This window comes from Abyssisolibacter sp. ZYX002, assembly GCF_056892235.1.
The window spans coordinates 340,946-361,958 of record NZ_JARMXH010000003.1 but is presented as its reverse complement, the minus strand read 5'-3'; the positions used below and the strand labels follow the sequence as shown (position 1 = coordinate 361,958).

Genomic DNA, 21,013 nt, shown 5'->3' with positions numbered 1-21,013 from the left:
CCTAAACTACATCTGTTTGTCTACATCCCAAATGGGTGTATAGTCTCATCTACTGCCCCGGGGTTTACTGGATCTACTACATGTGGCGCTGTTCCGTCTAATAACGCTACTCTAAGCTTAGGTATTACTATGCCGTCTAATGAATTATTATCTGATGAGCAGTGGTGTTTTTCGATATCATAACCTCTTTCTAGCATTTCTTTTCCTATTTTCTTCATAAGTGATGATTTACCAACTCCTGGTCCCCCTTTTATAACGAATATTCTATTAGCGTCTTTTTCTATCATGTACTGGTAATACGAGTAAAACCCTTCTGATGTATTTCCGCCTGGAAACATATCTCTTGATATTGACATACACGCTCTCCTCTCTTTTTATTGTATTGATTTTAAATTCTCTTTCTTAATTAACAATATTATTATATATTATTCTAGTTTTTTCATTATGTTTTAATTTTTTATATATTTAATAATAAAAAAAGCATTGCTAGACAAGTTTTATATAACTTACCTAAAATCAATGCAGTTTATCGTGAGCATATCAGAACAGATTACACCCATATTTAAAATATTCGCAGTAATTATCTTTTTTATTATTATTTTTATATCTACTACGCAAAGTTGATGGTGTACATTTGTAAAATACTTTAAAGTACTTTATTAAATATTTAGGATCTGAAAAACCACATTCAAAACTTATCTGCAAAATATTAGACTCTGTTTTAAGTAGCTGTTTTATAGCTTCTTCTGCCATAAGGCAATACTTAATCCATGTAAATGTATGTCCAAATTTTTTTTTAATATCTTTTCTTAAATAGTCATAGTTTATGTTGTAATGCCTTGCTATTTCTGTTAAACTCGCTTCTTTTAATTTACCATTAGATGAAAAAACACTCTCGTATATTTTTTTATATCTCATTATTTGTTTTCTATCAAGCCCTTTAAAATCTTTTCCACATCTTGTTATGTCAAAATTATCTACTATGTACATCAATAGCTTCATTATTACTTCACATATTTCTTTGTCATAGTCATAATCTACTAAATTAGTCATTGTAAATAACAATTCAATAATATAATTCTGTATTTTTTTAAATTTTTTCGTGTTACTCAATTGTTTCTGTGATACTGTATTACAATTTATATATATCCTGTCGAAATCTTTAATTTTCACTCTACAAAATGTCTGGTCAATAAATATACAAAGCACTCTATTGTCTGTGCTTATACCTTCTAAATTATGAACCTCTCCCACATTTATTACAACTATATCGTTTCTATTAAGAATATATTCTTTTGTCTTTTTACTTAGCTTTATCGTTCCCTTTAGTACATTGATTATAGCTATAGAATCATGCCAATAATATGCATGCTCATTTATATTCCTAATGACAACCTGTAAATCCCCTCGCTTATCACTTATCATTTTCAGTCATGCCCCTCCTTATATAACAATAACATATGCATTGATTAATATTATCAATCTAGGAATTCGCATGCATCATCCTTAGCATAAATTATTAACAAAGAAGTGTCTTAAAAGACAGCCCCTTGTATAACTATACAATAAATTGCTGTTATATCTTAATAATTTATCATATTTTCATTAAGAATTAACCTGAAATATTCAAGTTTAATGCTATATAGTGTACAATTTTGAACGACTATCTTTCCCTAATGAGCAATTACCTATACTCAAACTATTTATGGATACTCTTTTTACACCTAGAAAAAATAACATAGAACGATTTTAGCCTATGTCTTTATACATATGGTAAAAGATTTAAATACTGTAATTTCTAATACCCTATTAATACGTATTTATTCAACATTTACAAATAATTTTACTATATCAGGATCAAACTGTGTTCCTGCATGCTTAATTAATTCTCTTTTGGCTTGTTCTATTGTTAGTGTTTCGTTATAAGGCCTTTTATTGGTCATAGCATCAAATGCGTCAGCTATAGTTATAATCCTAGCTAGTATAGGTATTTCTGTATTCTTTAATCCTTGAGGATAGCCTTTACCATCCCATCTTTCATGATGACTTAATACACTATCTGCTATTTGAGCTAGTTCTGGAACAGTCTGCATTATTCTACAACCTATTTCACAGTGTCTTTTTATCTCATCCCATTCTTCTTTACTTAATTTTCGTTCTTTTTTTAGTAAATCATTTTTTATAACCACATTTCCTATATCGTGATATGTAGCTAATAGCTTTAATCTATCCATCTCACTTGGCGTTAATTTCATCAAATTTGCTATCTTCAGGCTAATTGCTTTAACTCTTTTTATATGTTCTTTGTCTTTGTATGTAATACTATCTAAATTACTCTGTATAGTCTTAATTACAAGATTCCTTAACGTTTTTCCTTCTACCAATTTTTTCTTATACATCATATCTTCTGCCTGCTTCAATATTTTGGTTATATTTTCTTGATATTCATTTTTGGTAGCATATCCGAGTGAAATACTGTATTGGTTTGTTGCATCTGTATTTTTAATACAAAAACTCTTTATTTTATTACACACTTTTTTTGCCTCTGTAGCTGTGGTATTTTTAAGCAAGATGACAAATTCGTCTCCCCCCCATCTAGTAGCTAAATCATCTGGTCTAGTAGCTTTTTTTATTGCATCTGCTATACTTTTTAATAACTTATCTCCTTTTTGATGTCCGAATATATCATTAGTCATTTTAAGACCATTAACGTCTCCCATTATTATTGATATGGGCATGCTTTCTTCTATATCTACAGAGTCGATATAATCTTCAAAGTATTCTCTATTAAATAATCCTGTAACGCTATCAAAATCACTTAAGTTTTTAATTTCTGAATATTTTTTAATGGGTAATTCTACATTTTCAATTATTTCCAATACAACATCGCCATTATATCCTTTTATTGATAATGGAGTTGCTATTATTGACACTTCAAAACACAATGTATCACTTTTATATCTTTCAATTTTCAAATTGTCTAACTTAATTCTATGCAATGTATTTAAAGCTATATTAATTATATTATTTGCTGATTTATCTGTATGTTTGTCCACAATTTTTATTGCATCTGTTAGATTGTTGTTTAATAAATCACTCTCATCACAGCTAAATATCTCTAATGCTTTTTTATTTATCCTTTTTATTATTCCACTTTTATCTATTAACAATATTCCATTACTAACTAAATCTATTGTCGTATTCAATAGCTTATTCTCTGTAACTAAATTTTCTACTTCATATTCAATTTTTTTTATTTTATCTATGATTAAATCACATTTAGCTTCAGGAGTACCTTTACTTATTTTTTTAATGTTATTGCTGGCTATAATAGATAGAGAATGTATGTTATTTATTTCAAAACTTGTCCATTGTCTATATAAATCTGTTTGTTCAAAGCAAATGAAAGCATTACCTATAAAAATTGGCGCTATTAATATGGATTTAACATTTTCTTTTATTAATCTCTCTCTAATGTCATCATTGTTAATATTTTCAACATTGCTGTAGTGAAGAACTTGATTGCTTTTTAGTTCATTTTTCACCCATTTATAAAAGTCTTCTGATATATATTTGGGTTGATTAATGTCAGACCACTCAATAATGTTTTTTATTTTTTTCCCTTCCGTACTATAATCAAAGATGTATATTTTGTTTACTCCAAGAGAATTACCTACCAGCTCAAAACACTTATACATATACTCTCTTGTAGCTAAGTTGTAGCTTGATAGCTTGGATATTTTATACATAACTGAATTATATCCTTCTGTAACCTCAGATGATTCTATTATCTTTTCCTTTTTATTTTTATCTCCTTGATTACTATTAATCTCACTAGAATCTTTGCTAAAAATAGTTAGCATTTTATTAGCTTCTATTAGAATTTTGAACTTTATGTCTTCTGTTATTTCTCCACATGTGAACTTTATATCCTTACTCGAGTCAACGTTATACAAAAGTGACTTCTTTAATAATGATGTTATACATTCTCGATGCTCTTGTGGAAAAATTTCTACTATTTTTTCGCCTAAAAACATATTAAAATTACGTCTACCTTCGTTATCTAATAATGCACTAGACAACTTCTTGTTATAATCTAATTCTATAGTTAAATTATCTAAATATTCCATGATGTTTTCTATCATAAAGAATGCTCCTTTATTAAATATTAAATAAAGCAGCTTTAGGTCTATGTCTCTAATTTTAATAGCTGCTTGATTTACTACATAGAATAATATCTTATATGTACATTTTGGTAATGCATTTATATCTTTCCTGTAAAACAATATAATTGTTAATTATAGCTTAAAAGTGTAACTTTTTCTTTGACAATTCGGGTATTTGAGTTATTATTTTTATTAATTGAGCTTAATTTACTATATTTTTGTCTTATTTATGCAAATGTGTTGACATCTAACTTCTGACATATTATAATACCATCATCATTGATTCTAAAGGAGGATGATCGATATATTAACTTATTTATTAATACTATTCGTCAAGGTAATTGAAGTTACTTTAGCTACAACTAGAATTGTATTTATAACAAAAGGCGAACGTGTTAAAGGAGCAGTAATTGGTTTTTTTGAAGTATTAATATGGGTTATGTTGATATCAACTGTTTTAACTAATCTATCGGAAGACCCTATTAAAGTATTAATTTATGCACTTGGATTTGCACTAGGTAATTATATTGGTTCTATTGTAGAAGAAAAAATAGGTGTAGGAACCACTAGAGTTGAGATGATTGTAAAACAGGAAAATGGTGATGAGCTGGCTAAAGTTATCAGAAGTCATGGTTTTGCTGTAACACTTATACAAGGTGAAGGTATGAACTTTAATAGAAAAGTCCTAATCTCTCACATACAAAGAAAAAGAACTAATGAATTTATTGAAATTGTTAAAGAAAAGGAAAAAAATGTTGTTATTACTATAAATGAAATAAAGGCTGTTTATGGCGGATATGGTATCTTAAAAAGATAGTATATTCATTAATATTTATGAATAATATATTTACATGAAGAAAAAATTTGGATTTTGGTACATATTAAAAACTTCTTTTGTAATTTTTATTTTTGCATCGTTAATCCATAGCTTATATGACATCACTAAACTTGAATTTTTAAAGCCTTTTGTTCCTATTAACGAAAGTATCTGGGAGCATCTAAAGATGATGTTTTATGCAGGTTTTATTTATGGAATAATTGAATGCTTTTGTGGATATAAAAAATACGATAATTTTCTTGTTGCTAGAGGAACTGCTAACATTATAATAACTTTTTTAGTTCCTATAGTTTATTATGTCTATACTTATTTTACTGGTAAAGGGTACTTATGGGTTGATATTCTAAATACTTTTATTATTTCTATTGTCGGACAGTTGATTTTTAGATATCTATTAACTTCTGATAAAAAATTAAAGCAATATAGTTTTATTGTTATTGTTTTTAATATATTAGTAATACTCATATTTGCTTACTTTACATATTATCCACTTAAATTAAAGATATTTATTCCACATTCTTAAAAATTTAGATTGCTCTTTCTTTAGATTGAGTAGTCTTATTTTGTATTGTTTAGTTCTTTCTTTGAGCTATTATTACTATTTATATCTTAGGTAATATTTGTTATAAAACGTATCTTTTCTAGTATTATAATAGATTACAATTATTTTTTTAAATGTAATCTATTATTATGTGTTGATAAATTACAACATTAATGTTATAATGTTGTATGTAATAAGTATTATGTAAATTCCCTCCCCTGATTTATGGAATTTACTGTTACTATAATATTTATTTGACTATTTTAATTCAATCCCCAACCCATTTAAAATCCCTAACTTTTTTGAATATATATAAAAAATATATTATATTGTTTTTATTTAAACTACGCAGATATGCTTATTTTTTGATTGAGTATTTTCCAATATCTTTAATAATGCATATTGTTAAATCATTAAATTGATATATTGTAACATTCATTTTTCTAAATATTATCAATGTAAAGAGGTGTTATTAATGAATAAAAACATAGAGATTTGTTTACGTAATCTAGATTATATTAAAAAAAATAATCCATTAGGCGTTCTATTTAAAACTGATAATAATTCGTATCTTTTTGATACAGGAACCTGTAAAGTTGTAAGGTGCAAAAACTTTGAATTTTATATATTAGATTGTATTCTATCTAACAGAACTCTAAGCCAAGATATTCTTATGGAACGATTTAGACTAGAAGAAGAAGATCTTGCAAAAAAACTTATAAATTTTTGCAACATAATAAAGTCAGAAGATTTGCTTAATGTAACCCTTAAACGTTCTTTTGTTTCCCCCAATCATAATAACTTAAAAGATAATATAGAATCAGATCTAAGACAACTAGTCCTTGAAGTAACTGAAAAATGCAATCTTAGATGTAAATATTGCACATACAGCAAAGACTTTAACAATACACGAAATCATGGTTATAAAAACATGAGTGTTGATATAGCACTTTCTGCTATTGATTATCTTAAAGAACACGGTAATAAAAAAGAAGTCGTCATCTCATTTTACGGTGGTGAGCCACTTATCATGGTTGACTTAATCAAAAAATGTGTGGCTTATGCTAGCAAAACTATAACTGATAGAAAGTTGATTTTTACTACTACCACTAATCTAACTTTGATGACTCCTAAATTAGCTAACTACATTAGCTCTATTGAGAATTTTATAGTTATAGGTAGTTTAGATGGCCCTAAAGACATACATGATAAGTACAGGGTAGACATTAATAATAGCGGAACCTTTGACAAAGCTATTAACGGCTTAAAATATTTGATAAATGCATTAGGAGACGATTGTAAGTCGCGTCTTTTGATAAATTCTGTTTATACTCCAATATATTCTAAGCAAAAACTAGACTATATTGCTAACTTTTTTAATGAAGACTGGCTACCAGAAGGTATTGCAAATATGATTACGTACCCTGAAGATGGCAGTGTTCCTTCTGAGTTTTATAAAGGTATGGATACTCGTTATGATGTTGAAGATTCTTTGTTCTCTTGGTGCAAACAAGATTTTGTAGACAATGTAATGCCAAATAATAAAAATAAATTATCATTTAAAGATGTAATTGATGGTGGTTTAAAAGCTGTCCATAAGAGAAGAGTATCTAGTAGCGCTGATTTTAATTTGCCTCTAAATGGATGCTGTGTACCAGGTGGACAACGTATTTTTATATCTCCTAACGGAGATATAAGGATATGCGAAAAAATAATGGGCCCTACCATAGTTGGAAACGTAACTAATTCTATAAATATATATATAATAAAATCTCTTTATATTGATGATTATTGTAAGTTATCTATTGATGATTGCTCTAATTGCTGGCTATCTAAAACATGTTCACTGTGTTATGCCCATTTTTATAAAAATGGTGTATTTGATACTGAGGGCAGAAAGAACCAGTGCAAAGTTAGTAAACTAAGCTTTAAGTCAGCGCTCGAGTTTTATTGGAACTGTTATGAAAAAAATCCTGAGATTTTTGATTTTATGTATAATGAAAAATCTCTATCTTCTTAAAATTTAACGAGAGAATCTACATATTATTCATATGTTTAAGGTAGATTACATTTTACGAAAGGAGGGCTTATTAATGGAAGTTATGATTACTCATCCTACACCACCTGGTGAAAAAAGCTGCGGTGATTGTGGTTGGACTTGGCATATAACACGTGCTATAGTTAATGCTGGAAAAACTAAACTTGAAGTAACTAACTAATTTGAATACTTAAAAGAGGCTGGAAATGTAACAGCCTCTTTTTTGGTCTGCTAATATTTCATTAAAAAATTATTATCCTTTAGCCATTTCTTGCAAAGATGATAATGTGGTATTTCTTTTTTAACTAATGCCCAAAACCTTTTAGAATGATTTAGCTCTATTGTGTGCATTAGCTCGTGAACTATAACATAATCAATGATATAGATAGGTGCAAACACTAATCTCCATGAGAAATTCAATGATTTTTTGCTACTACACGATCCCCATCTAGATTTTGCATGTGATATTTTTACCGTTTTATATATTATTCCTAAGCTTATGGAAAGGTCTCTTACTCTGCTCAAAATTATTTGATTTGCTTTTTGTTTATACCATTCTACCATTATATGATGTATATTGCTATTGCCACATGGAAAAACAATATTCTCACCATTAATAGTTACCTCTTTAGCATCATGTGATGCTTTTAAAGTATATTCTTCTCCAAGAAAAAGCATCTTAGCACCATCTATAAATCCATAACTTTGATATTTTTTATTATACATCTTTACTTTTTCTTGTTTTTTCTTAATCCAGTCAGCTTTTTTTATAACTATGTCCTTTAAATACTCAATATCAGTTCCCATAGGGCATCTTATTAAAAGATCTGCTTTATCGTTGATTACTAGCGATATAGTCCTTCTCTTTGATTCTATTATTTTTTCTATTTTTATATCCATAAATACTCCTAGTCAAAATCTAAAAAGAAGCTTATCAAATACAATCGACAACGCTTCTTTTTAATCTAATAAACTTATTTTAATGGTTCTAATTTAAATGTGTCTATCCAAAGATTACTCTTAACTTTAGTTGTTACATACATTTTAACAAAATCACCTTTGTTTGCATCTATATTACAACTATTTAATACCCATGTGTCACTAGGTATATATACTTTTTTAGTTTTTGTTGTAATCTTTTTGCCACCTTTTAAGTAATCTAACGATATTGTTATTTCTTGACCTTTATCTGTATATATCCAGTATGAAAACTCCGTTTTCTTTCCTTTGAATTCTTTAAATTTATCATTTAAATCTATTCCCGCTACTAAGTATTTTTTCTCTGCATCTTCGCCATTCTCTATTTTTAAAGAACTTTGCCCTTTGTGTATTTTATCATCACTAAGCTTAGCTAATGTTTCATCTTTAAATTTATTAGTAAAATCGTCATTATAATAATTTCCTATAACTTCAACATCATCTGTTTGCTTATCAATTACATCTGGAGTTGTATTCTTACCTATAACATCATCTTTTCCTTCTGTATCATTGTTTTCATTATCGCTCTTTGCTACTACTGGCTTTTGTGGGTCTTTGGTATCATTTGACGTAAATAACTTTAAACCACCAAAAGCTATAAATGCGCCTATTATCACCACTGCTGCTATCCCAGCTATAACGCTCTTTCTAGGTTTTCTTATTCTTCTATAGTTATATACATCTCCTATGTTTCTCCTAAAATTAGCTTCCTCTGTGTTCGTATCATCACTATCATCATTTTTATTATCTCTTGATACGCTAACTAGTCCATACACTCCAGAATTCTTAAGATCGTCTTTACATTGCTGTATGTCTAGATAATCATACTGTTTACACTTATTTATTATCTCTCTAACATCAGGAGGTATTAGTCCTTCATCTCTTGTTTCTTTATTATCGCTACCTGTAAATATATAAGAGATCATCTCTGCCAACGGCACAGAAAAACTATTTGGAGCATTGTCTACTTCTCCATCAAAAATGAATAGCCCTAGGTTTTTAATATTATTGTTTTCTTCTAACACGACATTGTATTTGTTGATCATTGCTTTTGATAAAAAATTGGGTAATCTATTATATGTATTTATATTATCCATTATTTTTTCTGTTATAGTAAATTGCTCTCCTAGACTCAGATGATTTCCTTCTATAAAAGCATGCAAATTATTCTCGTTATAATCCGATACTATAAACAGTCTACCATTAAACTCTTTAATACTCTTAATAGATTCAACTGCATTTTCTAGCTCCTGCTCATTGATATTATCTACTATCTGTTTATCTCCGATAGAATTAACATAAACCTTTTGATCATCATTTTTATCTCTGCATATAAATATTTTTTGAAAGTCATTTTCATAGAATATATCTAATATTTCTAAATCCTTGAAAACATGATTAACCATATACAATCTTCCCCTTTTAATGTTTGTTTTTTATTATCACAAGAACTCTATATAAGTCATTTTTATATATTCTCATAAAAAAAGCACACCGTATCTAAATATTGCTTCGACAATGTGCTAAAAAAATCCTTCTTTAATATATAAAAATAGATCAATTTGTACCTTTATTACTAATTGTTAGTTTAAATTATTATAAATTCTAAGCTAGGTAATATCTTTTTTAGTTTAAATGCAATAGGATGTTCTTGTAAATCTTCTGTATCAGGAGATATCCCCATTACTATATCGGTTATCTCTTTTTTTATCGCAAAATCCGACATTGCTTTGATTACATCCTTTGATCTAATAACTGTTAACTCAGCACCAGCATCTTTTGATACTCTAAAAAGATACTCCAAAGCCTCTCCGTCACTTGAGTTATCTAGAAATTTATCTTTTTCATTAACAACATGTATAATATAAAGCTTATCTTTTTCATTTTTTATAAGTTTATGTCCACTTAAAATCAATCTTTCGCAAGTTTTTTGTTGAGTTACACAAACCATAACATTTTGTATTCGCTGCATAATGTCTCCTTTCTACTATCCATACAAAAGTATTAATAACTCTGAATTTTAGTTTTTTCTAAGGTCAATAATCAAATTAATTTGTTACTATACTAGTATAACATTTTTAAGATGGTTTTTAAATATATTCATGCTCTATTTAATAAATTTTTAAGATTCAATATTTTTCTGTAATTTTGTTTAACAAAAATATAAATACATATGAAAGAGAGCTGTCTAAAGACAGCTCTCTAAAATATAATGAAAAATAGTTATTTTTTTACATTATAATTTTTTTCGACATTTTCTAAGAATTTAGTTATTTCTTTTCCTTTATAATAAGAACTGATACCCGCTGTAGTATTTATGATATTTGTTAACATCATTATATGATATATATTTGCAATATTTTTTACAGTGCTTTTTTTATTCTCTGTAGTAACTAAATCAAATTTATTCTCTTGTATATCTTTTACTTGCTTTTCGTATCGGTATTTATAATTAATATTTTCACTATCATTAAATGCTATAAACTCACCTCTAGCTAAATATGCTCCAACATTTAATGCTAACGGAAATCCAATTTTGCGTTTGGTCTTTAGATAACACAAACAAGTATCTTTGTGATTTAATTTTATTATTTCGTCATAAATTTCTTTATTACTTTCATTAATAACTATGATTTCTATATTTTTATAGCTTTGATTTAATATACTCTTTAGTGCTTTTATACTCTTTGCCATATCATTAATAATTATGACAGCTGATACTCTATCTTTAATATATTTCATAGATTGGTGGATATAGTCTTTATCATCTATACTCTTACTTTTTTGTCTCTTATGTGTTCTTATATAATATAAATTTTGCTTAATATTATCTACTACAAATCCATTCCTTACTATATCTCTAACAAAATACATATCATTTATAACTGGCACTAATTTCTTAGTCCCTATAATCTTTTCTATAACAAATCGCCTAATCATCAATGTTCCATAACATATGCAGTGTTTAACTCTAGCTGCAATATAATTATACTTGATTTCTTGTCTATTAAACGACAGCCAAAAGCTTCCGTTTATGCAATTTTTAATATCTTCGTCACAACTATAATAGCCCGTCGCTACACAAGATACACTTTTATTCTTCTGTAGATATTTTACCTGCTTATCTATCTTTGTTTTTTCACTTATATCATCCGAACCGTGAATAACTATATATTCTCCTTTACACATGAAAAAGCCAATGTTTAGTGCCCACCATTCATCACTATTTCTAGGCAATTTCATATATACTATATCATGAAAATACTCTTTATTATTGAAAATATATTCCCTTAATATTTCTTCTGTGTTATCTACCGAACAGTCATCTATAATTATTATTTCTATAAACTTATAAGTCTGATACTTTAGACTATCTATCGTTTCAGTAATATATTTTGAATAGTTATAAGTTGGAATAACTACACTCACCAAATCCTTTATATAACTCATATTCTATACCTCTACTCTAAAATAATGTGGATAAAGATTACTGTGCTTGATTATCCATTCTTTCATATCTTTTATCATTTTTTCATACTCAGGTGCTTCATACTCTAAGTCATTTCTTGTGTTCACTAAACTTTTATCTACCACATATTCACTATCTTGTTTTACTATAATATCATATCTTTTAAAGACTTTCTTAAACATCATCAATAGTTTGTATTTGCTAATAATTTCTTTTGAAACAATATTGTATAGTCCTCTTAAATCATTCCTAATACACACCTCTATTATCTTTGCTAGTTCTAATGTTGTTAATCCATTCCACAAAGCTTTATCATAACCTTTAATTTGTCCATGTTTCGACATAAACCAATTAAATAGCCCTATTCCATCTTCATTAACATCTGGTCCTACTATAGACATCCTAAGCGTTATATCTTTGTTATTTTTTAGTTCTCCTAATGCCTTTGTTCTTGAATATATAGTATTGCCATCTCTAAAGTCATCTTCTTTATATCTTCCCTTAAGTCCAGAAAATACACAGTCTGTACTCAGTTGAATAATTTTTGTATTTGTGTTCTTGTATTTATTAGACAAGTAATTTGGAAAATAACTATTTAGATATATAGCTTTATCAATATTTAACTTTGCATTATTATTTAGAACCCCTATACTATTAACTATGAAATCAAGCTGAAGTGTATTTAGATAATTGTCTATCTTATTTATATCCATCACATCTAATATTTTACTTTGAGGATTTAATTTATATCTATGAGACAGATTATACACATTAAAACCCTCTTTATTTTGTAAGAACATGGTTATAACATGCCCTGCCATACCCGTTGAACCTAATATTAATATATTATGCATTTACAACAACTTCCTTATATATTTATTTATATCATTATGCTATAATAATTAACAATAGAATAACTAACTAATTTATACTTTATTAATCAAGGTTGTACCTTAGTTCAATATATGTACTCTTCTTTTTATACGTTCCGTAGAATGTTCAGTAAAGTAATTTTGCTTAATCTTGAACAACTAAAAGCATGATTCATAATGTAAATAGGAATCATGCTTTTACGCTGAAATTTATATGAATTGTAACTATTTATTGCTAGGTTTATAAATCACTCCATCATTCTCCATAATAAAATCATAGATTATATCAACAACTTTTTTAATATGGCTGAAATCTATTATAGTTATATTATCTTCTGGAGTATGAATTTTGGCAGTTCCATTTTGTCCCAATATATATTCTTGTGTAATCATAATACTTGATATATCATGATTGTTAAATGCTATATTATCGCTATATGCACCATATTTATCTATAGTTTCCATACTATACTTAGAAAAATTCTTTTGTAATGCTTCTTTCAAAGTTGTATTTAGACCTGTGTCTTCATATTCACCGCTTAATACTATCTGTCCTCCTTCTTTCTTCCCTACACAATCAATGTTAATATTATAAAATTCGTCGTATTGCTTTTCAATATCTTTAACAAAATCAGAACTACATTCTATAAATAAATCCTCTTCCCCATTAAAAGCAGCTATAATTATATCTATATCAAAAGGTTCTTTTCTAGATTGATCTTTTAATTTTTTAGCCAACTCTAAAATAGTTGCGATACCTGATGCATTATCAACAGCACCAGTAAAAATAGTGTCCCCAGCCCATCCTACATGATCAAAATGTGCAGATAATACAACAGCCTTTGATGAATCTTTTCCTTTTATTTTACCTATAACACTATTGATAACTTTCTCACTTGGAACATATTTTATTTTTAATTTTACATAATCAACTCCTTTTGTTGTTAAGTCCTTATACAAATTATTAGAAATCTGCACTCTAGGTGTATTTCTTTTAAACATAGTTATAGTCCTAAAAAAAGTATCTCTTTCTTTGAATACACCCTTAGTTTTCAATTGATAAGTTTTTGTTTTATCATCTTTATCTAATACTAGTATTTTATCCTTTAGATTCTTATCTTTTGGATCAAATGTAATCTTCGCCTGTTCATTGTACTCTTTAATCATACTATCAACATAGTCTGCTCCATACTCATACACTTTGTTTGTACCATCTTTAAAAAACACCTCTAAATAGTGCTCTTGTTTGTCTGGATGATATATAGTTCCATTAATCTCATGATAATAGTCATCATCATATTCTTCAAGTTCTAATTCCTTGAACACAGTTGTAATATAATCAACTGTTTTATCATTTCCCTCTGTCCCTACTAATCTGCCCTTAAATTCATCTGATGTCAATACTCGCATTGTTTTTTCTATGGTATAATTGTGTGATTTGAAAACAGTACCATCATTAGTGATAATAAAATCATATATAGCATCTACTACATCATATATTTGTTTGAAATCCACTATAGACATATCATCATCTATTGTATGTATAGAAGTAGTATTATTTTCTCCTTGTATATCTTTCTGCCCTATTGTCACACCCGATATACCTCTTTCATTGAATGAAAGATGATCACTAAAGCCATATGTTTCATCTAAAACTTCAATATTGTTAGTAGTAAAACAATCAATTAAAGCTTCCTTTAGAGTATCATTTAACCCAGTATCTTTACGCTCACCATTTAACGTTATAACTCCTCCGTCTTTTTTTCCGATACAATCTATATTTATATTATATAATTCATCATATTTGCTTTGAAAATCTTTTGCAAAATCTTCACTACATGGTATTAAAGAATCTTCGCCATTGAAAGCAGCTATAATTATATCCATATCAAATTTTTCTTTTAATGATTGCTCTTTCAACTTCTTAGCAAGCTCTAGTATTATTGCTGTTCCTGAAGCATTGTCTATTGCACCACGATATATTGCATCTCCTATCCATCCTACATGGTCAAAATGTGCAGATATTACTACTGCTTTTGTAGAATCTTTTCCAGATATTTTTCCTATGACACTCTTAAGCTGAACCTCACTTGGAGTATATATTGATTTATATTTTACACTCTCAACGCCTTTGTTTTTTAAATCATTATATAAATTCTGTGAAATTTGAACATATGGGAACTTTAATTTTTTAAATACTCCAACACACCTAAAAAACCTATCTTTTACTTGAAGTACTCCTTTTGTATGTAATGAAAAAACCTTAACTTTTTGTTTTTTATCTAGAACAAGAATCTTATCTTTCAAATTTTCATCTTTCGGATCAAAAGTGATTTTTGCTATCATATCAATATTATCTTTGATTTGATAATCTATATAATCTTCACCATACTTGTAAATTTTACTTGTACCATCTTTAAAAATAACTTCTAAATGGTGTTGTTGACCTTCTGGATGATATATAGTCTTAAAGCTTTCGTGATAATAATCATCATCGAATTTTTCAAGCTTAAAAGCTTCAAATGCATTTGTAATATAATCGACAGCTTTGTCGTTTCCCTCTGTTCCTGCTAATCTGCCTTTAAAATCGTCTGATATCAGTGTCTGCATTGTTGTATCTATAGTGTATTGCTTTACTGTATACGCTTCTATCGTATAAAAAGAGCACACTATAGTTAATAAAGCTATTATTGATATCAATATTTTCCTTGATCTTTTCATTGCACTTCCTCCTTTTTATATTTAGAAATATTTTACACAATGGTATCATTTTTTGAAAATTCAGTCAATTATTTTGTGTAAATTATACAAAAACTTAACACTAAAGTTTTTACAAGTTAAAAAAATTTAATATTTACTCAATTAGGACTATAAAAAACTTAGGTTAATCACCTAAGTTTTTTATAGTTCTATTTCAAAATACAAAGCGTCCTTTATTGGGTTGTAAAGATAAGGCTCTGTTTCTTTAAATCCAAATCTTTTATATAACTTTACAGCACTTTTCATCCTCTTTAATGTATCCAATTTCATGGATTTGTAACCAATTTTTCTCGCTCTCTTTATTGCCTCGGAAATTAGCGCAATTCCTATCTTTTTTCCTCTAAATTCTTGTTTAACATACAATCTTTTTAGCTCACATATCTGATTATCAATCTTTCTTATTGCAACACAACCACTGACTTCATTATTGTATAACGCTAGTAGCATAGTCCCATCTGGTTCTCCGTATTTTTTGGATAACACTTCTAGTTCTTCTTTAAAATTTTGAAATTTTAAATTAATATCTAATGATTTTTCGTACTCTATGAAGAGTTCTTTGATTTGCTGTAATTCAGTTATATTTGTGACTCTAATTATTCTCATTTTATGCACCTCTAATATTCATTGTTATTATATAATATCAGAAGGTTTTGTGAATCTCAAGCTATTACTTTACACTTTAATTGTATTTCTATGCTTTTGATCTTTAGCTTTCAATGCTTTATCAATAAGCTTTGCACTGTGTCCCATTGGACAAATAACACACCAACTTCTAGGTTTATAGATAATTCCTAGCATCACACTTATCAAAGATGATACAGCTATAAATCTAAACATATTAAATGCAATCTTTAACAATTCACCTTTAGTCGTAATCATTGAAATAGAGAACATTGTTATCATCAATATTAGTATAATATGTTTAGTTGTTTTACTCTTCATCCATTTAGGCATGTCGTTATTTAAACTTATATTTTTCAGGAATCTACCTAAGAAAGAGCCTCTGGGGCAATAATGTGAACAATGAATCCTTCCTCTTTTTCTTGTAGCATGATATAACGGAACTATCATACAAATGAAACCAAGCATTCCAAATCTAATATCTAATAATGATAATATAAAAAAACTAACTAGAAATATCCATGATATATTCATATATGATTTTCTCTTTTTCATGTTTTTCCCTCCATAATATATTTATTATTCCTAATATTATTATATTTGAATATATAGATATATGCAACAAAAAAACAAAAATAATTTTTGATAATTAATTATTTTTGTTCGTTTTTATTATTTCATGAATTTATCTATTAGCTCATTCTTTTTCTCTACTAATTCATGCATTTGATTTATCAATAAGTTATCCATCTTTCTAAGTTTCTCCATGAAAAACATTGATAAACCTCCTAGACCAACATGTGTACCTACTGCCGCCCCCATTTGCATTATAAATACATCACCATTATAGGGTGTCTGATCTAACTTACTTTTTAGTGTCTGAGCTATGCTAATATTTGATGTGTATCCTATGATAATGAAGTCTGTCATATCCCAATCATTTCTATTTAAAAATTCATTTATATAGTGTTTTAACACTCTTTTTTGCCCACGCTCTTTTGCAACTATTGATCCTTTACCATTTTTCATTGTCATAATTGGTTTTAACTTTAGAAATTTACCAATGAAGGCACTTGCATTTGAAAGTCTCCCACTCCTTATTAGATGTGATAAATCATCTAAAGATAAAAAATGTTTAACATTCTTTTTATACTTTTCGTTAAAATCCACTAATTCCTTAAAACTGGCTCCTTCTTCTCTCATCCTTGCACTTTTTAATATCAACCATCCACTTCCGTGACTCATACATTTGGAATCTACTACATGTATTTTGACATCTGTATCTTCATATTCTTCATAGTAGTAATCTCTTGCTATAACGGCTGATTGATATGCTCCGCTTGTACCACTAGACATACATATACATAGTATTTCTTTATATCCATCATCTGTAGCTTTGTTATATTCTTTTAAATACTCTGTTGGACTTGGCATAGATGTTGTTGGATTATCTTGTATATCTTCAAATATTTCATAAAACTCATCTGCTGTTATATCTATTTTATCTCTGTATGTCTTACCATCTATGTTAATAGTAAGTGGTACTACTGATATATCATACTTTTTTATTATATCAGCCGATAAATCACAAGTTGAATCAGCCATTATTTTTATCATATAATTCCTCCAATTATTCGATGTATATTGTCATTATTCGATATTATTTTACTAATACTTATCTTATCATAAGTTACTTTATTAATAAAGGTTATTTACATAATTCAACTTATTTTTTAATATATTTATGTCTATTCCATATTGCTATTTTAACGTAGATAAAAATGCACAAAAAAAAAGCTGTCAACAAGACGCTTTTATTTTTATGATTAATTTAACGCATATTTATTTTTATAACAAAACATTAGGTCTCTTCTAGCACTTCTCCATTTTAATACACCTGTTTTAGAAACTTCTTCTAAAAATATAACCATTGCTAACGGAAATGTGCAAATATAAAACCATATTGCTCTACATAGGTTTAATACCCTAGCCTTAAAACAGTAATTCTTTTCTGTAAATATATCTATAAGTACAGCTAATATAATGAATACGACTATTATTGGTGCTATTAACGAAACCCATGCAACATCTTTCATGTCTTCTTTTGAAAGACATCTGATAACCATTCCTATAACTATAGCAAAGTAAATAATTCCTATAGCATATAGAATCATCCATGAACTCATATACAGACTCCTTCCTCCTTGTATATCTATTAGCTTTTGTTCTTAATTTTCTTGTACATAGGTTTCTCATATGCAACGTAGTCTATTAGCGTGAAAAAAACACTCACACCAATTAAGCACCAAATATGCTTTGCAGCTACTAAGTATCCTTTTAACACAATAAAATTGTTGCTCACCTGAAAAAACACTTCATCATCTATGCCACACATACGTATGATGTCAAAAAGTCCTAGTAATCCTATACTAAGCCATGTACCTGATAGTATTATTCCCAGTTTGCGTATAGCCATACGCCAACCCTTTCTAACAGGTATAAATTTGAGATAATCCATGAATAAAGGCATAGAAAAAATAAATAATGAAACTAAAAAACTTCTATCTGCTGAAATAGTATTTCCTAATATTAGCCAACATATTGTAGTGTATATGCATCGCCAGCCTAGAGATGCAAACTTAGTGGGTTTATCATCAACAATCATTTTTTCAATCTTAGTTTCTCTATTCAATTATCATCACCTACTACATGAAAATAGCACACCTAAGATTATAATACCATTGTTGTATATTTTTGTAAAGCTTTAAAGATTATTTTTACCCTTTTGTTTTATTTCACATACATATTTATATTATATTCATAATCACAAACTTTGTTATTTTACTCGCTAATTTATTTATATTTTTATTATATCACTAATATTACTAATTTGTTGGTCCTATCTTTTGTATTATAAAAGTGATGCCCTGTATCGATACTAGCACCACCTCTTTGTCATTTTTAAATTCACTATTTTTATGTACCAATTAATATACAGCCTCTACTAATTTCTTTTTCATTACTTATTCTCTTTACTCTTTACCTAAAATTTTTCGTAAAATAAAAAAACGTCTAACGACGTTTTTTATGGCGGGAGTATGTGGGAATCGAACCCACCCGGGACGCTCCTAACGCCCCATACTGGTTTTGAAGACCAGAGGCAACACCAGCCACCATCTACCCCCATAATTGCAACTATTATAGTATAAAAAATTTATATGCTTTTGTCAAGGGCTGTGATGTAATTTTTGATCTTTTTTAGTCTAAAGCATATTTTGAATCTAACTAGTGATTACTTAATAGTAGAAGCATATCAGTTCCGTAAAAATCATTAATTGTTCTAATAGATGTTGAAATAAACTCATTAAAGCCACTACATATGAAAACCAGATATACTTCTAAACAACTTTCAGGTTTAATTAGCAAAACTCTTTATTAGTTCAAGCTACTTACATAAATTCATCTTTTATACTTCTCTTTTTAACGATTTTATATATCAAAGTAAATTAAAACCCTAACTCTTCATCTATTATAACTACAATCATTCTATTAGGGTCATATTGCCCTTCTATTATCACATGGTTATAGCATACTCTTTCTATGCTCCTGCAATCAACACATGTTCCCACATTCAAACATGGCGGATTATATCCTGCCCTTTTTGCGTTCAGTGCTGCTGCATGATTCCTTGCCCTTTCCTTTGCTTCTTCTAATGTACCTACTATTTTATTTTTCCCTATTACTACTATTACTTTATCTGGCCCATATATCATCGCAGCTACTCTGTTTCCACTATGGTCTATATTGACCAGATGTCCCTCTACTGATACTGCATTAGTACCTGTTATATACCAATCAGTTAATAATGATTTTTTCTTTAATTCTTTAACTTGTTCATCTGTTTTAGCCAATGTCTTATCATATACTATATTTCCTCTACCCATTAGAATATTTGATATGTCCATCTTTTTTAATGTTTTTGAGTTTCCTATACCTACTGTAAGACTACTTGCAATCATATCTAGTATTTTGTAATTTGCTTCTTTAATATCATTACAACAAATAGCCTTTATATTTCTACTGTTGAGATTTTCAATCAACTTTTGGTATTTCATTAATCCCTACTTCCCTTCAGTATTGTGGTTTTGATTACTTTGATACCATCTTCTTTATCATTTGTTAATGATGCTTCAAGGTTACTACAACCTTCTTTTATATCTATTATTAATAAATCTTCTTTATTTAGCAATATATCATCATCTTTTAATCTAATACGAGTATCATCTTTTAAACAATATATCACTTCTGTTTTGCACTCTCCGTTTTTGGTACTTAAGTCAATATAGGTAGAATTCATTATTTCTACTTGTCCTGTATATCCATGGGTTAACATTAAGTTGAAATCTCTAACTTTTCCAAAACTTTTTGTTACCCAATCTCCGTCAAATGTATCCTGTTCACCTTCTTCTAACTCTACACTATAATGTCCTATATGTTCTAGCTTTAATCTTCCCTCTAGTACCATGAGTACTCTTTTTATCTCAGGTAAATGAGTAAATGTTGATTTTTCTACATTTACTGTTGCTGAACTAAGTCTCCATAAAAAATTCCTTTGTTTATAGTTACTATTTGGTGGGTATATAAACAATTCTGTTGTTTTTCCTCCTGACCAGTTACTGGTTATTTGCTGTTTCTTTTTGATTATTTTAATATCATACTTTTTCATATAT

General features: G+C 28.1%; 19 protein-coding genes, 1 tRNA gene and 1 pseudogene. 4 read left to right on the top strand and 17 right to left on the bottom strand.

Annotated features, from left to right (window positions below):
* Positions 1-35: 35 nt before the first annotated feature.
* From P3X86_RS11775 to P3X86_RS11765, 3 genes and pseudogenes are all read right to left on the bottom strand, one after another.
* Positions 36-356: pseudogene (locus tag P3X86_RS11775) on the bottom strand (hypothetical protein); the annotation flags it as partial.
* Between the two features lie 184 nt (positions 357-540).
* The gene (locus P3X86_RS11770; RefSeq protein ID WP_483292889.1) at positions 541-1,425 is read right to left on the bottom strand and encodes a helix-turn-helix domain-containing protein; all 885 of its coding nucleotides are present in this window, start codon (positions 1,423-1,425) and stop codon (positions 541-543) included.
* Positions 1,426-1,820: 395 nt separating this feature from the next.
* Positions 1,821-4,145, bottom strand: a complete 2,325-nt coding sequence (locus P3X86_RS11765) for a bifunctional diguanylate cyclase/phosphohydrolase (RefSeq protein WP_483292888.1) — start codon at positions 4,143-4,145, stop codon at positions 1,821-1,823.
* A 316-nt stretch (positions 4,146-4,461) separates the two neighbouring features.
* Between P3X86_RS11765 and P3X86_RS11760 the strand changes: the two genes are divergently transcribed.
* The 4 genes from P3X86_RS11760 (at position 4,462) to P3X86_RS11745 (ending at position 7,764) form a co-directional block, all read left to right on the top strand.
* On the top strand, positions 4,462-4,983 hold the full coding sequence (locus tag P3X86_RS11760; protein WP_483292887.1) for a DUF2179 domain-containing protein: 522 nt from the start codon (positions 4,462-4,464) through the stop codon (positions 4,981-4,983).
* Positions 4,984-5,017: 34 nt separating this feature from the next.
* A complete protein-coding gene (locus tag P3X86_RS11755) occupies positions 5,018-5,527 on the top strand; it encodes a DUF6512 family protein (protein WP_483292886.1) in 510 nt (169 codons plus the stop codon).
* Positions 5,528-6,020: 493 nt separating this feature from the next.
* Positions 6,021-7,565, top strand: coding sequence for a radical SAM protein (locus P3X86_RS11750; RefSeq protein WP_483292885.1), 1,545 nt, complete (start codon positions 6,021-6,023; stop codon positions 7,563-7,565).
* A 73-nt stretch (positions 7,566-7,638) separates the two neighbouring features.
* On the top strand, positions 7,639-7,764 hold the full coding sequence (locus P3X86_RS11745) for a hypothetical protein (protein WP_483292884.1): 126 nt from the start codon (positions 7,639-7,641) through the stop codon (positions 7,762-7,764).
* 50 nt (positions 7,765-7,814) lie between these two features.
* On the opposite strand, the gene P3X86_RS11740 is transcribed toward P3X86_RS11745, so the two are convergent.
* From P3X86_RS11740 to P3X86_RS11675, 14 genes are all read right to left on the bottom strand, one after another.
* The gene (locus P3X86_RS11740; RefSeq protein ID WP_483292883.1) at positions 7,815-8,483 is read right to left on the bottom strand and encodes a M48 family metallopeptidase; all 669 of its coding nucleotides are present in this window, start codon (positions 8,481-8,483) and stop codon (positions 7,815-7,817) included.
* A gap of 74 nt (positions 8,484-8,557) precedes the next feature.
* Complete coding sequence (locus tag P3X86_RS11735; RefSeq protein WP_483292882.1) at positions 8,558-9,967, bottom strand: hypothetical protein; 1,410 nt, start codon at positions 9,965-9,967, stop codon at positions 8,558-8,560.
* 182 nt (positions 9,968-10,149) lie between these two features.
* Positions 10,150-10,533 (bottom strand): adenine nucleotide alpha hydrolase family protein, encoded by a 384-nt coding sequence (locus tag P3X86_RS11730; protein ID WP_483292881.1) that lies wholly within the window; start codon positions 10,531-10,533, stop codon positions 10,150-10,152.
* Between the two features lie 251 nt (positions 10,534-10,784).
* Entirely contained in the window at positions 10,785-12,011 is a 1,227-nt protein-coding gene (locus P3X86_RS11725) for a glycosyltransferase family 2 protein (RefSeq protein WP_483292880.1), read from the bottom strand.
* Between the two features lie 3 nt (positions 12,012-12,014).
* Complete coding sequence (locus P3X86_RS11720; RefSeq protein WP_483292879.1) at positions 12,015-12,884, bottom strand: sugar nucleotide-binding protein; 870 nt, start codon at positions 12,882-12,884, stop codon at positions 12,015-12,017.
* A gap of 243 nt (positions 12,885-13,127) precedes the next feature.
* Positions 13,128-15,623: a M28 family peptidase gene (locus P3X86_RS11715; protein WP_483292878.1), complete on the bottom strand. Its 2,496-nt coding sequence runs from the start codon at positions 15,621-15,623 to the stop codon at positions 13,128-13,130.
* Positions 15,624-15,803: 180 nt separating this feature from the next.
* Entirely contained in the window at positions 15,804-16,265 is a 462-nt protein-coding gene (locus P3X86_RS11710) for a GNAT family N-acetyltransferase (RefSeq protein ID WP_483292877.1), read from the bottom strand.
* 69 nt (positions 16,266-16,334) lie between these two features.
* On the bottom strand, positions 16,335-16,838 hold the full coding sequence (locus tag P3X86_RS11705; RefSeq protein WP_483292876.1) for a 4Fe-4S binding protein: 504 nt from the start codon (positions 16,836-16,838) through the stop codon (positions 16,335-16,337).
* A 117-nt stretch (positions 16,839-16,955) separates the two neighbouring features.
* Positions 16,956-17,900 carry a DegV family protein gene (locus tag P3X86_RS11700; protein WP_483292875.1) on the bottom strand — a complete coding sequence of 315 codons (945 nt, stop codon included), beginning with the start codon at positions 17,898-17,900 and terminating at the stop codon, positions 16,956-16,958.
* A 209-nt stretch (positions 17,901-18,109) separates the two neighbouring features.
* Complete coding sequence (locus P3X86_RS11695; protein ID WP_483292874.1) at positions 18,110-18,469, bottom strand: hypothetical protein; 360 nt, start codon at positions 18,467-18,469, stop codon at positions 18,110-18,112.
* Positions 18,470-18,498: 29 nt separating this feature from the next.
* Entirely contained in the window at positions 18,499-18,975 is a 477-nt protein-coding gene (locus tag P3X86_RS11690; RefSeq protein ID WP_483292873.1) for a hypothetical protein, read from the bottom strand.
* Positions 18,976-19,371: 396 nt separating this feature from the next.
* Positions 19,372-19,468 (bottom strand) — tRNA-Sec (locus P3X86_RS11685).
* A 321-nt stretch (positions 19,469-19,789) separates the two neighbouring features.
* Positions 19,790-20,398, bottom strand: a complete 609-nt coding sequence (locus P3X86_RS11680; RefSeq protein WP_483292872.1) for a lactate utilization protein — start codon at positions 20,396-20,398, stop codon at positions 19,790-19,792.
* A complete protein-coding gene (locus P3X86_RS11675) occupies positions 20,398-21,009 on the bottom strand; it encodes a HutD/Ves family protein (protein ID WP_483292871.1) in 612 nt (203 codons plus the stop codon). The genes P3X86_RS11680 and P3X86_RS11675 overlap by 1 nt, the downstream gene beginning before the upstream one ends.
* Between the last annotated feature and the right edge of the window lie 4 nt (positions 21,010-21,013).

Bases quoted from the DNA above. Each gene is read 5' to 3' on its own strand.
- P3X86_RS11770 (WP_483292889.1), bottom strand. From the start codon at position 1,425: ATGATAAGTGATAAGCGAGGGGATTTACAGGTTGTCATTAGGAATATA.
- P3X86_RS11765 (WP_483292888.1), bottom strand. From the start codon at position 4,145: ATGATAGAAAACATCATGGAATATTTAGATAATTTAACTATAGAATTA.
- P3X86_RS11760 (WP_483292887.1), top strand. From the start codon at position 4,462: ATGATCGATATATTAACTTATTTATTAATACTATTCGTCAAGGTAATT.
- P3X86_RS11755 (WP_483292886.1), top strand. From the start codon at position 5,018: ATGAAGAAAAAATTTGGATTTTGGTACATATTAAAAACTTCTTTTGTA.
- P3X86_RS11750 (WP_483292885.1), top strand. From the start codon at position 6,021: ATGAATAAAAACATAGAGATTTGTTTACGTAATCTAGATTATATTAAA.
- P3X86_RS11745 (WP_483292884.1), top strand. From the start codon at position 7,639: ATGGAAGTTATGATTACTCATCCTACACCACCTGGTGAAAAAAGCTGC.
- P3X86_RS11740 (WP_483292883.1), bottom strand. From the start codon at position 8,483: ATGGATATAAAAATAGAAAAAATAATAGAATCAAAGAGAAGGACTATA.
- P3X86_RS11735 (WP_483292882.1), bottom strand. From the start codon at position 9,967: ATGGTTAATCATGTTTTCAAGGATTTAGAAATATTAGATATATTCTAT.
- P3X86_RS11730 (WP_483292881.1), bottom strand. From the start codon at position 10,533: ATGCAGCGAATACAAAATGTTATGGTTTGTGTAACTCAACAAAAAACT.
- P3X86_RS11725 (WP_483292880.1), bottom strand. From the start codon at position 12,011: ATGAGTTATATAAAGGATTTGGTGAGTGTAGTTATTCCAACTTATAAC.
- P3X86_RS11720 (WP_483292879.1), bottom strand. From the start codon at position 12,884: ATGCATAATATATTAATATTAGGTTCAACGGGTATGGCAGGGCATGTT.
- P3X86_RS11715 (WP_483292878.1), bottom strand. From the start codon at position 15,623: ATGAAAAGATCAAGGAAAATATTGATATCAATAATAGCTTTATTAACT.
- P3X86_RS11710 (WP_483292877.1), bottom strand. From the start codon at position 16,265: ATGAGAATAATTAGAGTCACAAATATAACTGAATTACAGCAAATCAAA.
- P3X86_RS11705 (WP_483292876.1), bottom strand. From the start codon at position 16,838: ATGAAAAAGAGAAAATCATATATGAATATATCATGGATATTTCTAGTT.
- P3X86_RS11700 (WP_483292875.1), bottom strand. From the start codon at position 17,900: ATGATAAAAATAATGGCTGATTCAACTTGTGATTTATCGGCTGATATA.
- P3X86_RS11695 (WP_483292874.1), bottom strand. From the start codon at position 18,469: ATGAGTTCATGGATGATTCTATATGCTATAGGAATTATTTACTTTGCT.
- P3X86_RS11680 (WP_483292872.1), bottom strand. From the start codon at position 20,398: ATGAAATACCAAAAGTTGATTGAAAATCTCAACAGTAGAAATATAAAG.
- P3X86_RS11675 (WP_483292871.1), bottom strand. From the start codon at position 21,009: ATGAAAAAGTATGATATTAAAATAATCAAAAAGAAACAGCAAATAACC.